Genomic DNA, 12767 nt, shown 5'->3' with positions numbered 1-12767 from the left:
TTAACTTTCCCTGATGACCCCCAAGTCGTTAAACTAGCTATGGAAAAAGGTCATCCCGTCATTTTTAACTATGTCTGTTGTTAGCCAAGTTATTTTGAATGCCGACGACGAGCTGCGCTACCCAACCACCGGCGAGCTCAAGGCCATTGAAGAATTTTTGAAGACTGGCGAGCAGCGCACCCGCATTGCCGCTACCTTGTCTGAGAACGAGAAAAAGATTGTTGACCAGGCCAGCAGAGAGCTATGGCGGCGACGGCCTGACTTCATCGCCCCCGGCGGCAATGCCTATGGTCAAAAGCAGCGTGCCCTCTGCATTCGTGACTACGGCTGGTATTTGCGCCTGGTCACCTACGGCGTGCTAGCGGGCGACCAGACCCCCATTGAGGCCATCGGCATCGTGGGTGTCCGCGAAATGTACAACGCCCTAGACGTGCCCGTGCCCGGCATGGCTGAAGCCATTCGCTGTTTGAAAGAGGCTTCCCTCAATCTGCTGTCTGACGAAGACGCTGCTGAAGCTCAGCCCTATTTTGACTACATCATCCAAGCGATGTCATAGTTCTAGCAAAACCTTCCTAGCGAAAGCTAAAACCCCGAATTCTTCAAGAATCCGGGGTTTTGTTTTAGGTGGGCTAGCTGTCCTGGGGTGCGTCATCGCTCAGGGTGACGCACCAACTGAACAACTTACAGAGTTGCCAGCACGTCGCGGGCGGCTGCGATCGTAGCGTCAATATCGGCATCGGTGTGGGCTAGAGAGGTAAACCCAGCCTCAAACTGCGACGGTGCCAGGTAAACACCGCGCTCCAGCATGCCCCGGTGGAAGCGGCTAAACTTCTCCAGATCAGCTCCCTTGGCGTCTTCAAAGTTGCTGATCGGCCCCGCATGGAAGAACATGCCAAACATGGCACTGATGTGGCCACCGTATACGGCATGGCCCGCATCCCGTGCCACCTGAAGTAGACCGTCGATGAGCTTCTTCGTCAGGCGATCGAGCTCGTCGTAGGTGCCAGGCCGCTGGAGCAGCTCCAGGGTTTTGATGCCTGCCGTCATAGCCAGGGGGTTACCCGACAGGGTTCCTGCCTGGTAAACCGGCCCAGCCGGGGCGATCATTTCCATAATGTCGCGACGACCGCCGTAGGCACCTACGGGCAAGCCGCCGCCAATCACCTTACCTAGAGTAGTGAGGTCGGGAGTGACGTTAAATTTGGCCTGGGCACCACCATAGGCAATGCGGAAGCCGGTCATCACTTCGTCGAACACCAGCAACGCATCGTTTTCGCGGGTAATTTCTCGTAGCCCTTCTAGAAACCCGCCATCGGGGGTGATAAACCCAGCGTTACCGACCACCGGCTCTAGAATCACCCCGGCGATTTCTCCAGGGTTTTGGGCGAAGAGGGCCTTGACCGCTTCAAGGTCATTGTAAGGAGCGGTGAGGGTGTCGCTGGTGGCCGATTTGGGTACTCCAGGGGAGTCGGGCAAGCCCAAGGTGGCGACACCAGAACCCGCCTGCACCAAGAACATATCGGCGTGGCCGTGGTAGCAACCCGAGAATTTGATGATTTTGTTGCGCCCGGTATAGGCCCGCATTAGCCGCAGCACGGCCATACAGGCTTCGGTGCCAGAGTTCACAAAGCGCACCATCTCGATGCTAGGCACCGCTTGAATCACCATTTCGGCCAGCACGTTCTCAAGGTAGCAGGGTGCGCCAAAACTCGTGCCCTTTTCTAAAGCCGCTGCCAGAGCCGCCAGCACTTCGGGGTGGGCATGACCGCAGATAGCAGGCCCCCAGGTGCCTACGTAGTCGATATATTGATTGCCGTCCACATCCCAGATGTAGGCACCCTTGACGCGGTCAAATACGATAGGCTGCCCGCCCACCGACTTGAAGGCTCGTACCGGAGAGTTGACGCCGCCCGGCATGAGGTTTTGGGCAGCGGAGAAAATTTCTTGTGATTTTGCTGTCTTAAATGGGGCTGTACTGACCAAAGCACGTTCCTCTCAGAGTCCAAAGTCATTCGGCGGCTCAGGGTGAGACCGCCTGAATGTTAGCTCTGATCATTATCCTATTGATTGGATAAGGCACACCGGTTGATGTTAAGGAACGTAAACTACCGGCGCAGGTGATGCAGGCGACCGTTCTTAATCTGCACCACTGGGTGGTTTGAGATGCGGACTAGATGCTCATCGTGGGTAGTGACGATGACAGTAATGCCGATGGAGTTGAGCTTTTTGAGGATCTTGATCACCTGAAGGGAGTTCTCCGCATCCAGGTTGCCGGTGGGCTCGTCGGCCAGCAGCAGCGGAGGGGTGCTGACCACGGCACGGGCAATGCTGACTCGCTGCTGCTCGCCGCCAGAGAGCTCGTCGGGGAAGCACTGGGCCTTGCCCTGGAGACCAACCATTTTGAGGGTGGGCCAGAGGCGGCGGTGAATTTCTTTGCGGGTGAAGCCCTGAGCCCACAGCACAAAGGCCACATTCTCGGCCACGGTGCGCTTAGGAATTAGCTTGTAGTCTTGAAATACAACGCCAATCCGGCGGCGCATCATGGCTAGGCGGTTGCCCCGCAAGTCAGAAATGGGTTCATCGCCCACGAGAATATTGCCGCCTGTGGGGCGTTCGTAGCCGTAGAGCAGTTTGAGCAGCGTTGATTTGCCTGAACCAGAGGGGCCGGTGACGAAAAGAAAGTCGCCGGGGTTGACAGTTAGATTGACACCGGCCAGGGCCTTGCTGCCGTTGGCGTAGACCTTCTCAACATTGTTGAGAGAAACGATTGGCTGAACAGTTGGGTCTTTGGGGGGAGCGGCGTCGAGCACGGGGGCAGGGGAAGGGTCGGCGGTGGAGCGGGCAGGCACTACAAGCTTGAAGCGGTCTTGTAGCCTGGCCCTGATGTCTTCGGGAAGACCAGACAATTTGGCGTCGTCGGTGGGGCGATGGAGCACAGAAGTCATGGAACGTCCTAACTGAGATGGGCTAGACAGACTCAAGGGTGAGGCTGACAAAAACGTATGAACTGCGCAGCCAGCACCGAGGACAGAGCTGACGGGGCTTTTGGGTGGCTATTGTACCGGAAACACTGTATCCGGCAAAAGGCATATTTGTTTTTTCAATAATCGTTATGTTTCGTCACTGAGATAACAGCGCGGCTGAAGGGCTCGCCAACTAGGGCTCTAGAAGAGTACCGCAACGTTTGCAAAATTGGGCATCGTCATCGTGGAGGGTGAGGCCGCAGCCGGGGCAAGGCAGGTGCTGCGGCTGGGAGACCTTGCCCAATTGCCGGATCAAGCGGCTAATTTGGGCGGGGATCAGGGCAATGCCGGTGAGAATCATCATTACTGTCAGCCCTCGCCCGGCTTCTGAGATGGGGGTAACGTCGCCGTAGCCCACGGTGGTCATCGTGACTACGGCGAAGTAGAGCGCGTCTAAAAACGTGCCAAAGTCTTCAGGGTTGCTGGGGTGCTCGACTTGAAAAATCAGGCCGGAGTAGATAAAAATAATTGCTCCTAACGTAAGCAAAATGCGAATCAAAATTAGGCTGTCGGTGCTGGTGACTTGGCCAAACCAGAGCCGGTCGTTGAAGATGCGCACTAGGCGCAAAATTCGTAGTGACCTAAAAAAGCGCAAAAACCGAATGTCAAAGACGCCAATCCAAGAGGGCAGAATGGCGATTAGGTCGATCAGGCCGTAGAGGCTAAAGGCGTATTGCCAGGGGCGTGGGGCTGTCCAGAGGCGCAGACCGTACTCAAAAGTGAAGGCCAACACGATCAGCCAGTCGAGAATGTCTAGCCATTCATCTAGGGCCGGAGAGATGGGGTAGCTTTTGATGACAAAAATAGTGGCCGACATAAAAATCAGCAGCACGATCGCGCCATTGACCACTCGGCCAGGCATGGTGTCGGTGGTGTCTAGGTGGCTGCGTAGGCGATCGCGCAGCGCCGGTTTCTGACCTTCGCGCCATGCTTTTTGCGGCTCATCTGTGAGTTTTTCCATCGTGTTAATGCCCACCCCCAGGATGGTTCTGCGCTCTAGCCTGGGCTAAGATAGCCAGGCAGACTGATTTTTATCTGGCTGCGATTTTATAGTCATCTTGCCCTAGGCTCCGAATTATCCAGTGGTCAATTTGGCTTTGAGGGTTGAACTGGGTCTAGGTTAGCGCTTGCTCCTATGCTCAGGCCGCTATAGGTCAGATTTTCACGAGTGATATCTTTGGACTGGACTTGAGGGTTAGATTTAGTATCACTGCGGCACTTTGAGCACCTATGGCGATCGCACCGATTATCACTACCCCCAATGATTTTTCGCCCAGCGCTACGGGCACCTGGTCGCCGCTGCCGACCCAGCGACCGCTGCTGCTGGTGGGCCACGGTAGCCGCGATCTGGAGGGGCGCGATCGCGTTCTAGAATTTGCCGCCGCCTACCAAGCACTCGACACTTCTCGCCCGGTGATCCCCTGCTTTTTAGAGCTAACAGAACCCACTATTCAAGACGGGGTCGATCGGTGCGTAGAGCAGGGCTACACCGATATCTCGGTACTGCCAATTTTGCTGTTTGCGGCTCGCCACAACAAGTTTGATGTCACCAATGAATTGGATCGGGCTCGCCAGCGCCACCCCCAGGTGAAATTTCACTATGGTCGCCACTTTGGCATTACCCCAGCCATCATTCAGCTTTGGCAGGAGCGATTGGCGGAACTAGATAGTCCTCGATTTAACCCGAATGGCATTGCCCGCGAAGACACGGTGCTGCTGTTTGTGGGCCGGGGGGCCAGCGACCCTGATGCCAACGGCGATGTCTATAAGCTAGCCCGTATTGTGTGGGAGGGCAGCCGCTATAAAACGGTGGAAATTTGCTTTATTGGCATCACCCATCCGCGCCTAGAAGAGGGCTTTCGCCGCGCCCGGATGTATGAACCCAAACGCATTATTGTGCTGCCTTATTTTCTCTTTACCGGCGTGCTAATCAAGAAGATTTTGGATATTACCCAGCAGGAGCAGGCGGCGCATCCAGAACAGTTGGTGAGCTATCTGCCAGAGATGGGCAGCCATCCTCAGTTGATGCAGATTTTGCGCGATCGCGAAATCGAAACCCATTTGGGCCAGGTAGCGATGAACTGCGAAATGTGCAAGTTTCGCCTTGCCGCCGGGGGCAGTCAGCACGGTCACGGGCATGACCACGGACATGCTCACACCGATCATGGCCACGGGCACGGCCACGGCCACGATCACGGGCATCATCACGGCGAACCCGTAGATCTCTTTCCAGAACCCGACGACTACCATCAGCGGGCTTGGCAGGTTCCCTAGATGCTCAGCTAATTGGGCTGGGAATGCTAAAAACAGCGCCTGGGCAGCGGCCTGGGTCAGTTTTTAAGCATTTCCAGGGGGCAGCCAGCCATGTTTAAATCCGTTAGTCGGCACCTATGCGCCTTTGACTTGGAGTGGGTGCCCGACCCGACATCGGGACGGCGCGTATACGGTCTGCCCGCAACGCTAGCGGATGCTGAGGTATTTGAGGTGATGTGGGCTAAGGCTGGAGCCACGGCAGAGAAACCTCGGCCCCATCTCAAAACGGCGCTGTGCCGTGTGGTCGCGGTTTCGGCAGTGGTGCGAGAGCAGCAAGCCAACGGGGAGGTTATCCTGCGGCTCACCACTTTGCCCAGACAAGGCGATCGCCCCATGGATGAGGGCGAACTCATTTCAACTTTTCTGGGCTATCTGGGGCAACACCATCCTCAGCTAGTCGGCTTCAATTCTCAAACGGCTGACCTGCCAATTTTGCTTCAGCGCGGATTGGTAACCGGCATTTCGGCAGCCGAGTTTTGCCGCCGGGCTGACAAGGGCTGGGGCAGCGACTACTTTAGTCGCCACGGCGACGCCCATGTCGATTTGAAAAACGTCCTCAGCGGTTGGGGAATTGCTACACCTACTCTGCACGAACTGGCAGCGGCGATGGGCATTCCTGGTCAGATAGGGGCGCAACCCCATGATGTGGTGAATTGGTGGGTTGAGGGAGACTTGCGATCGATCGTGGCGCAGAGCCAGTACGATGCGCTGAGCACCTACCTGGTGTGGCTGCGGGCAGCAAGGTTTGCAGGATTCTTTAGCGAGGAGCAGTACTTGGAAGAGGAATCGCGGCTGCGGGGGATGGTGGGCGATCGCATTGCCCAGGGCGACCATCACCTCACCCAATATCTAGATCGGTGGAACAGCTTCACCCTTCAACCCGACGATGCCATAGTTATTTCTCTGGCTACTCAGGCCGTAGCTACAGATCAGGCCGCCTAACTTACCGAGCCATTTGCTTGAGTCAAGATCGGTCGTCCCGTTCCACGGCTGGTGTCCTATAGCCTGCTCCTTGGGTATCACGCTCTGGTGGCGCTCAGTGAAACTATCAATTCCTACAAGATGTGTAGATCGGGTTTCAGGGTGCCCCAGTAGCGATTACAACAAAAGATCCGTTTTCCTGTGAGGATCGTTGCTGTGAAGAAGCTGGTGCCGACTCGTTTTTTGATTGGGGGATGTTTGGTTAGCCTAGCGGCCTGGCTGTGGAGCGTGCCCGCTGCTGTCGCTGACCCCTGCACCGCCAACTGTCGGTCAGGGCAGATTCAGTTTACGCCGGGCGATCGCATCACGGTGCAGGTCGTCAACGTTGGCAGCCGCCCCCTCAGCCTAGAGCAGCCACCCCTGCTTGGCCCCCGCTTGCTCTACACCGGCAACACCTTTGAAACCCGGCTAAACTGGGCTGGGCAGCCCAAGCCATCGTTTTTCTTCTGGTCGCAAGAGCGGCTGCCCGTGCGTGCTCGCCTCGGTCGCCCCAGCCCCAATATCCTGCGGGTAGAACTGTATAACGCGCCCAGTGAACCGAGCGATCGCAGCATCACCATCGAAGCCGATGGCCGCGTCTCGGTGAAATAGCAGGATGGGGATGTTGGGTACTGCCCACTCCCCTACTCATCCACTCCCTACCGCCACCCCGCCAACACCAGCTTGCCAATCGTGCGGCCCGACTCCACCTGGGCGTGGGCCTGGCGCAGGTGGGCAGCGTTGATGGGTGAGAGCGTCTGTTGCAGGGTAGTGCGCAGCTTGCCCGCATCCACTAGGGCCGCTACCTCGTCGAGCAAGTGGCCCTGGTCAGCCATGTCGGCGGTTTGGTACATCGAGCGGGTAAACATAAACTCCCAGGCAAAGGTGGCGCTTTTGTTTTTGAGCAAATTTAGGTCTAGGGGGTCGGTGTTGCCGACAATGCCGACAATTTTGCCCTGGGGGCGAATCAGCTCGGCCATCACGCCCCAGTAGGCATCGGTGTTGCTGAAGTTGGCGATGAAATCGACTTCGCGGTGGCCGAGCTGGGCCATTTCTTCGATCAGCGCATCGCTGTAGTCCACGCTGTGGTCGGCACCTAGCTCTCTCACCCAGGCCTGCGACTGGGGCCGCGAGGCGGTGGCAATCACCACTAACCCCGCTAGTTTGGCTAGCTGAATGGCGATCGACCCCACGCCCCCGGCCCCGCCAATGATCAGAATCGACTGACCCTGGCTTTCCCCGTTGCGGTCAATGCCCAGACGGGTAAACAGGGCTTCCCAGGCGGTGAGGGTGGTGAGGGGCAGCGCAGCGGCCTCGGCGAAGGAGAGGGTTTGGGGCATGGCACCCACAATGCGCTCATCGACTAGCTGAAATTCAGCGTTGGAGCCGGGGCGGGTGATGTCGCCCGCATAGTAAACGGCATCACCGGGCTTGAATCGCGTCACTGCATCGCCAACGCTTTCAACCACGCCAGCGGCGTCGTAGCCCAGCACCTTAGGCGTGTCTTCGACCTTGTCTTTTGGGGCACGTACCTTGGTGTCAACTGGGTTGACTGAAACCGCCTCTACCCGCACCAAAAGGTCATGGCCTGTAGGGCTGGGCTTGGGCAAGCGAGCGTCGAAGAGTGAGTCTGGGTCGCTAATGGGCAAATAATGGGTCAGGGCAACAGCTTTCATAGTGAATTGAGCGCTCGCTGTGCGCAGATGCAGATCAAAAGGTCTTTCATCAGGATAAGCCCATAGAGTAAGCCTATTTTTGATGAAATTGGGTTTAGAAGCCGCTAGTCATCGGTTGGAGTGGTGATTGACAAAGCCTCTCCGTTGGCACAGGCACTTTAAAGCAGAAGTGACTACACTGAGCTTGAAGGGGCGGAAAAGGGCGATCGCCCTATCTCCTAAGGCTGATTTGCCGAATCTTTTGGGAAATAGGCCCGAAAAGGGGGAACAATAGCCCAGTGCTAATGGTCTTGTCACTAAAAGCGCAGCTTTTCTCCCATAGGTTCCCGTGCATTTACCATTTGGCTCGGCTAAACACCAAACCCCACTCCAGGGTTTAGCGAATAAATTTGCCCCCATTTGCTCCAGGCTGTTGGTTCTACCAAAGCTGCCTTGGTAGAACGGCCCATCTCTATAGCACTGCCTCTGACTCGCTCTGCTGGTTCTGGGGCCATTTTGCTATGGATGCTGTTCGCTTTTATCACCCTGCATTAACACCCCGCTTTTAAGGAATCATTGAGTATGAGCACCGTACTGAGTCTGTCTGCCAAAACCACCGCCTTTGTGGCCCTGGGTTCTGTAGCGTTTGTGGGGCTGGCGCTGCCTGCCACCGCCCAAACCGCTGAGTTTAATGATGTTGGTTCGAGCTACTGGGCGCGTCCCTTTATCGAAAGCCTCGCCTCTGAGCAAATTATCGCTGGGTTCCCCGATGGCACCTTTCGGCCTGACCAGCCAGTGACCCGTGCCCAGTTTGCCGCCATTGTGCGCAACGCCTTCAACCAGCCCCTCGATCGCACCGCACCTCGGTTTAGCGATGTCTCTAGCAACTATTGGGCCAGCGCTGCGATCGCCAACGCCTACGGTCAAGGCTTTCTCTCGGGCTACCCCAATGGTGCTTTCCAGCCTGAGCAGCAGATTCCTCGGGTGCAGGCCCTAGTCGCCCTGGCCAACGGTCTTGACTACAGCCCTCGGGGTTCGGTCAACGAAGTGCTGGGCGTCTACCGCGATCGCGGTCAAATCCCTAGCTATGGCGAAGGGCCAGTGGCCGCTGCCACCGAAAACCGGCTGGTGGTCAACTATCCCAACGTAGACACCCTGCAACCTCAGCGCACCGCCACCCGTGCTGATGTGGCGGCCTTTATCTATCAAGCTCTAGTGGCTCAGGGCCGCATGCCCGTGCTGCAATCTGGGCAAAGCGCCAACAGCTACATCGTGGGAGTCGGCACTGGAACTGGAACTGGCACTGGCACCCCCACCAGTTCGCCCCGCCTGGTGCCCAGCGGCACTGAGCTAGCGGTGCGCTACCCCAACAGCAGCGCCGATGTGGATATTGTGGTGGCCCCTGGCCAAACCGTGGCCACCAGTCTGCAAACTACCGAGCCGATTCGCAATAGCCAGGGTCAGGTGCTGGTGCCTGCGGGCAGCACCATCGTGGGTCGCATTGTGCCGGTCGAAATTCGTGGCTCGTCGATCACAGCGGCCAAGTTTGTCGCTGACAATCTCACGATTAATGGCCGCACCTACAGCGTCAACGCTGAGTCCAGCGCGATCGCGGCCACCAACAGCGTCGGCGGCGGCACCCTGCAAGGGGCACTCATTACCGGCGCAGCCGAATCGATCCTAGGTAGGATTACTGGCAACAGCGGTCTGGGCAGCGTGGTTGGGGCCGTCATCAACGGCGACAACCAGGTCACCTCTAACAGCGCGGTTGTGGTCATCAGCCCCAGCGATCTCGACCTCACCCTGCGCTCTGACCTCACGGTAGATGCGATCGCTAACTAGGCCGGCTCAAAAATCGGGTTCGGCGGTGCCGCGCCTCTGGTTTGCGCTCAGCTAGTCATCTGCAGGGGTTAGTGGGGGGTTTAGAGTTCAAGGTGTTAGGTTCAAGGCAAGCCTTAGACCCGACACCTCAAACCCTTCACCCTAAGCCGTTTGAGCCTGTCACAATCAGCCAAAAGTACTCACCAGAAACCCAGTTGCTCACTTAAGACAGTGAATCGCCAGCCAAACGCAGGGCGGATCGCTGCTGGTGAAGCTGACCCGGTGTTGTCTGTGGGCTGGTATCAGCACGTAGTCTCCCGGCCCCATCACTAAAGAAGCGCCATCCTCATAGGTGAGGGTGGCGCTTCCCTGTAGCAGGACAACCCACTCATCTTGGCTTTGGTCGTACCACTCGTTGGGGGGCGTTGTCTGCCCAGTCGAGAGAATGCGCTCAACCCGGAGATGGGGTGTTTCAAACAGGGCGGTAAATAATTCTGCCGCCGGTAGCGGATCGGGTAGCTGAAACAGATTGCCGGATGCTGGCACAGGGGACATGGCGTACCCGATCCAGCCCTAGCTAATCGAACAGCTGTCTTGATCGCAGGTGACTTTGGAGGCCACCGCACTCTCGGGCACCACGGTGAACCCACCCACGCTAACGCCTTCAACCCCGTACTGCTCTCGCAGCACTTGATTAAAGCTGGCAATAATCTCTGGCAGCTGCTGCTCTAGCACAGAGCGCACCTGATCGGCCTCGGGGGGTGGGCTGCCAACGGTTTCTACAGGCATAGCTTCAAACAGGTAAGGTATGGACTCATTGTAGGGTGACCAGAAATACCCAACCTCGTTTGCTTCACGGCTCTACATATAGAGGGAGAGGTGAATGTTCTAAACTCGATCTTGATAGGGCCGCTGCGAACTGGGAAGGTGCAAACTTAAGCTACGCCACCGAGGCCCGATCGCGCTGCAACTCCTGAATGCGATCGAGGCTGCCCACCGGAATCGCGTTAATTAGCGCCTGGGTGTAGGGGGTCTGGGGCTGGCGATAGACCTGCTCGGCGGGGCCAATCTCTTCGACTCGGCCCTGATTCATCACCATGATGCGATCGCTCATAAATTTCACCACCGCCAGATCGTGGGAAATAAAGATGTAGGTGAGGTCAAACTCCGCCTGAAGTTCTTTGAGCAGGTTGAGCACCTGGGCCTGCACCGACACATCCAGTGCCGACACTGACTCGTCGCAAATGATGAACTTGGGGTTGAGGGCCAGGGCGCGGGCAATGCACACCCGCTGGCGCTGCCCACCCGAAAACTCGTGGGGATAGCGGTTCATGGCGCTAGCGGGCAGACCGACGCGATCGAGCAGGTAGGCAACCCGCTCCTGCTGGTTGCGCCTGCTTTTGATCACGCCGTGAATTTTGAGCGGTTCGGCGATCGCCGCCCCAATGCTCATGCGCGGATCTAACGAGCTGTAGGGATCTTGAAACACAATCTGCATGTCGCGCCGTAGCTGCCGCAGGGGTGACGAGCCCAGCGCCAGCACGTCGCGCCCCTCAAACCAAATCTTGCCGCCCATGGTAGGCACCAGCCGCAGCAGCGCCCGGCCTAGAGTAGTTTTGCCGCAGCCCGACTCCCCTACCAGGCCAAAGGTTTCACCCTTTTGAATTTGAAATGACACATCCTGCACCGCCATCATGTGGCTGCGGGTTTTGCCAAAGATGCCCCGCACCGGGTAGCCCACCTGGAGATTTTCCACCGCCAGCAGGGGGCCATTGGCCGCTAGAGCTGCCGCCCGCGCCGTCAGTTCCTCCTCGGTCAGGGGGGCAAAGCGAGCCTGAGCCTCGGCGTCGAGCACGCGCTCGCGAAGGATGGGGGCCGCACCCGCCAGCGGCTGCCCGCCATTAGCCGCAGCAGCGTTGATCTCGGTACCCGCCAGCTCCACAGACATAAAGTCGGCCACCGTAGGCAATAACCGCAGCCGCTGGGTGGGCTGGGGGCGGCAGGCCAGCAGCCCCTTGGTGTAGGGATGCTGGGGTTGGGCAAAGATATCCCACACTGGGCCAGCTTCAACAATTTTGCCCTGATACATCACCGCCACCTGGTCAGCGATCTCGGCAATGATGCCCAGGTCGTGGGTAATGAAAATCAGCGACATGCCCCGGCGATCGCGTAGTTCGCGCAGCAGGTCGAGAATCGTCGCCTGCACCGTCACGTCGAGCGCTGTGGTGGGCTCGTCGGCAATCAGCAGGGCCGGGTTGCAGGAGATCGCCATGGCAATCATCACCCGCTGAATTTGCCCCCCCGACAGCTCGTGGGGGTAGCGATCGAGAATGGCCTGCTGACGGCGATCGACCTCTTCCTTCAGCGATTCGTCGTCGAGGCGAGGCTGCTCGGTTTTGATGGTGGTTGCCAGTACGGCATCGGCGGGCAGCAGTTTGACCTCTTGCAGCCGGGCGATCGCCTGCTGACGAGCCGCCTCCTTCGAAATATTCTGGTGCTGACGAATCGCCTCCACCATTTGGAACCCCACGGTATACACCGGGTTCAGCGAGCTCATCGGCTCCTGAAAAATCATTGACACCTGCCCCCCCCGATAGGCCTGGAGCTGGGCCTCGCTCAGGGTCGCAAGATCTGTCGGGGTGCCGTGGCCCGAGTTAAACCAAATTTCGCCATTGACTACCTTGCCCGGCGGGTTGGGCACCAGCCCCATCACCGCCAGCGATGTTACCGACTTCCCCGACCCCGACTCGCCCACAATGCCCAGGGTCTGCCCCCGCTGCACCTGAAACGAAATATCATTCACGGCCTGAATGAGCTGGCCATCGACCTCAAAGTGAACGGTGAGGTGCTTAACGTCGAGAATGGTATCGCTCATGGGTTATTTGCAGACAGACGATTCAGAACAGGGCATCCCTCCGCGCAGTCTCATCCAGCGTTAACCCCGGAGCAAACCTCCAGTGCCATACTGAATCGGCTACGAGAGAAGTTTGATTAA

12 protein-coding genes are annotated in these 12767 nt (G+C 57.7%); 5 read left to right on the top strand and 7 right to left on the bottom strand.

The genetic code is table 11. The features are described 5' to 3' along the window. Positions 1-70: 70 nt before the first annotated feature. Positions 71-556, top strand: coding sequence for an allophycocyanin subunit alpha-B (locus H6G07_RS13850; RefSeq protein WP_073608745.1), 486 nt, complete (start codon positions 71-73; stop codon positions 554-556). A 125-nt stretch (positions 557-681) separates the two neighbouring features. On the opposite strand, the gene hemL is transcribed toward H6G07_RS13850, so the two are convergent. The 3 genes from hemL to H6G07_RS13835 form a co-directional block, all read right to left on the bottom strand. Further along, positions 682-1983 carry a glutamate-1-semialdehyde 2,1-aminomutase gene (hemL, locus tag H6G07_RS13845; protein ID WP_073608744.1) on the bottom strand — a complete coding sequence of 434 codons (1302 nt, stop codon included), beginning with the start codon at positions 1981-1983 and terminating at the stop codon, positions 682-684. Between the two features lie 122 nt (positions 1984-2105). After that, entirely contained in the window at positions 2106-2945 is an 840-nt protein-coding gene (gene ftsE, locus H6G07_RS13840; RefSeq protein ID WP_084173183.1) for a cell division ATP-binding protein FtsE, read from the bottom strand. A gap of 211 nt (positions 2946-3156) precedes the next feature. Next, positions 3157-3984, bottom strand: coding sequence for an ion transporter (locus H6G07_RS13835; RefSeq protein WP_073608743.1), 828 nt, complete (start codon positions 3982-3984; stop codon positions 3157-3159). Between the two features lie 269 nt (positions 3985-4253). Between H6G07_RS13835 and H6G07_RS13830 the strand changes: the two genes are divergently transcribed. The 3 genes from H6G07_RS13830 to H6G07_RS13820 all read left to right on the top strand — a co-directional run bounded on the left by H6G07_RS13830 (position 4254) and on the right by H6G07_RS13820 (position 6908). Then, positions 4254-5297, top strand: a complete 1044-nt coding sequence (locus tag H6G07_RS13830) for a sirohydrochlorin chelatase (RefSeq protein ID WP_139297047.1) — start codon at positions 4254-4256, stop codon at positions 5295-5297. 90 nt (positions 5298-5387) lie between these two features. Next, positions 5388-6278 (top strand): hypothetical protein, encoded by an 891-nt coding sequence (locus H6G07_RS13825; protein WP_073608742.1) that lies wholly within the window; start codon positions 5388-5390, stop codon positions 6276-6278. 195 nt (positions 6279-6473) lie between these two features. Next, a complete protein-coding gene (locus H6G07_RS13820) occupies positions 6474-6908 on the top strand; it encodes a hypothetical protein (RefSeq protein ID WP_073608741.1) in 435 nt (144 codons plus the stop codon). A 47-nt stretch (positions 6909-6955) separates the two neighbouring features. On the opposite strand, the gene H6G07_RS13815 is transcribed toward H6G07_RS13820, so the two are convergent. After that, positions 6956-7972, bottom strand: coding sequence for a zinc-binding alcohol dehydrogenase family protein (locus tag H6G07_RS13815; RefSeq protein ID WP_073608740.1), 1017 nt, complete (start codon positions 7970-7972; stop codon positions 6956-6958). A gap of 561 nt (positions 7973-8533) precedes the next feature. Between H6G07_RS13815 and H6G07_RS13810 the strand changes: the two genes are divergently transcribed. Next, positions 8534-9793, top strand: coding sequence for an S-layer homology domain-containing protein (locus H6G07_RS13810; protein ID WP_073608739.1), 1260 nt, complete (start codon positions 8534-8536; stop codon positions 9791-9793). Positions 9794-9991: 198 nt separating this feature from the next. Here the strand turns inward: H6G07_RS13810 and H6G07_RS13805 are convergent, their stop codons facing one another. From H6G07_RS13805 to H6G07_RS13795, 3 genes are all read right to left on the bottom strand, one after another. Beyond that, positions 9992-10327 carry a cupin domain-containing protein gene (locus H6G07_RS13805; RefSeq protein ID WP_073608738.1) on the bottom strand — a complete coding sequence of 112 codons (336 nt, stop codon included), beginning with the start codon at positions 10325-10327 and terminating at the stop codon, positions 9992-9994. A gap of 18 nt (positions 10328-10345) precedes the next feature. Next, positions 10346-10561, bottom strand: coding sequence for a hypothetical protein (locus H6G07_RS13800; RefSeq protein ID WP_073608737.1), 216 nt, complete (start codon positions 10559-10561; stop codon positions 10346-10348). A gap of 151 nt (positions 10562-10712) precedes the next feature. Continuing rightward, on the bottom strand, positions 10713-12647 hold the full coding sequence (locus H6G07_RS13795) for an ABC transporter ATP-binding protein (RefSeq protein ID WP_073608736.1): 1935 nt from the start codon (positions 12645-12647) through the stop codon (positions 10713-10715). Positions 12648-12767 lie beyond the last annotated feature (120 nt).

This window comes from Phormidium tenue FACHB-1052 (genome assembly GCF_014696675.1).
In the GTDB taxonomy this organism is placed as follows: domain Bacteria; phylum Cyanobacteriota; class Cyanobacteriia; order Phormidesmidales; family Phormidesmidaceae; genus Nodosilinea; species Nodosilinea tenuis_A.
This window is presented reverse-complemented; position numbering and strand designations above follow the sequence as displayed.

Bases quoted from the DNA above. Each gene is read 5' to 3' on its own strand.
- H6G07_RS13850 (WP_073608745.1), top strand. From the start codon at position 71: ATGTCTGTTGTTAGCCAAGTTATTTTGAATGCCGACGACGAGCTGCGC.
- ftsE (WP_084173183.1), bottom strand. From the start codon at position 2,945: ATGACTTCTGTGCTCCATCGCCCCACCGACGACGCCAAATTGTCTGGT.
- H6G07_RS13835 (WP_073608743.1), bottom strand. From the start codon at position 3,984: ATGGAAAAACTCACAGATGAGCCGCAAAAAGCATGGCGCGAAGGTCAG.
- H6G07_RS13830 (WP_139297047.1), top strand. From the start codon at position 4,254: ATGGCGATCGCACCGATTATCACTACCCCCAATGATTTTTCGCCCAGC.
- H6G07_RS13825 (WP_073608742.1), top strand. From the start codon at position 5,388: ATGTTTAAATCCGTTAGTCGGCACCTATGCGCCTTTGACTTGGAGTGG.
- H6G07_RS13815 (WP_073608740.1), bottom strand. From the start codon at position 7,972: ATGAAAGCTGTTGCCCTGACCCATTATTTGCCCATTAGCGACCCAGAC.
- H6G07_RS13810 (WP_073608739.1), top strand. From the start codon at position 8,534: ATGAGCACCGTACTGAGTCTGTCTGCCAAAACCACCGCCTTTGTGGCC.
- H6G07_RS13805 (WP_073608738.1), bottom strand. From the start codon at position 10,327: ATGTCCCCTGTGCCAGCATCCGGCAATCTGTTTCAGCTACCCGATCCG.
- H6G07_RS13800 (WP_073608737.1), bottom strand. From the start codon at position 10,561: ATGCCTGTAGAAACCGTTGGCAGCCCACCCCCCGAGGCCGATCAGGTG.
- H6G07_RS13795 (WP_073608736.1), bottom strand. From the start codon at position 12,647: ATGAGCGATACCATTCTCGACGTTAAGCACCTCACCGTTCACTTTGAG.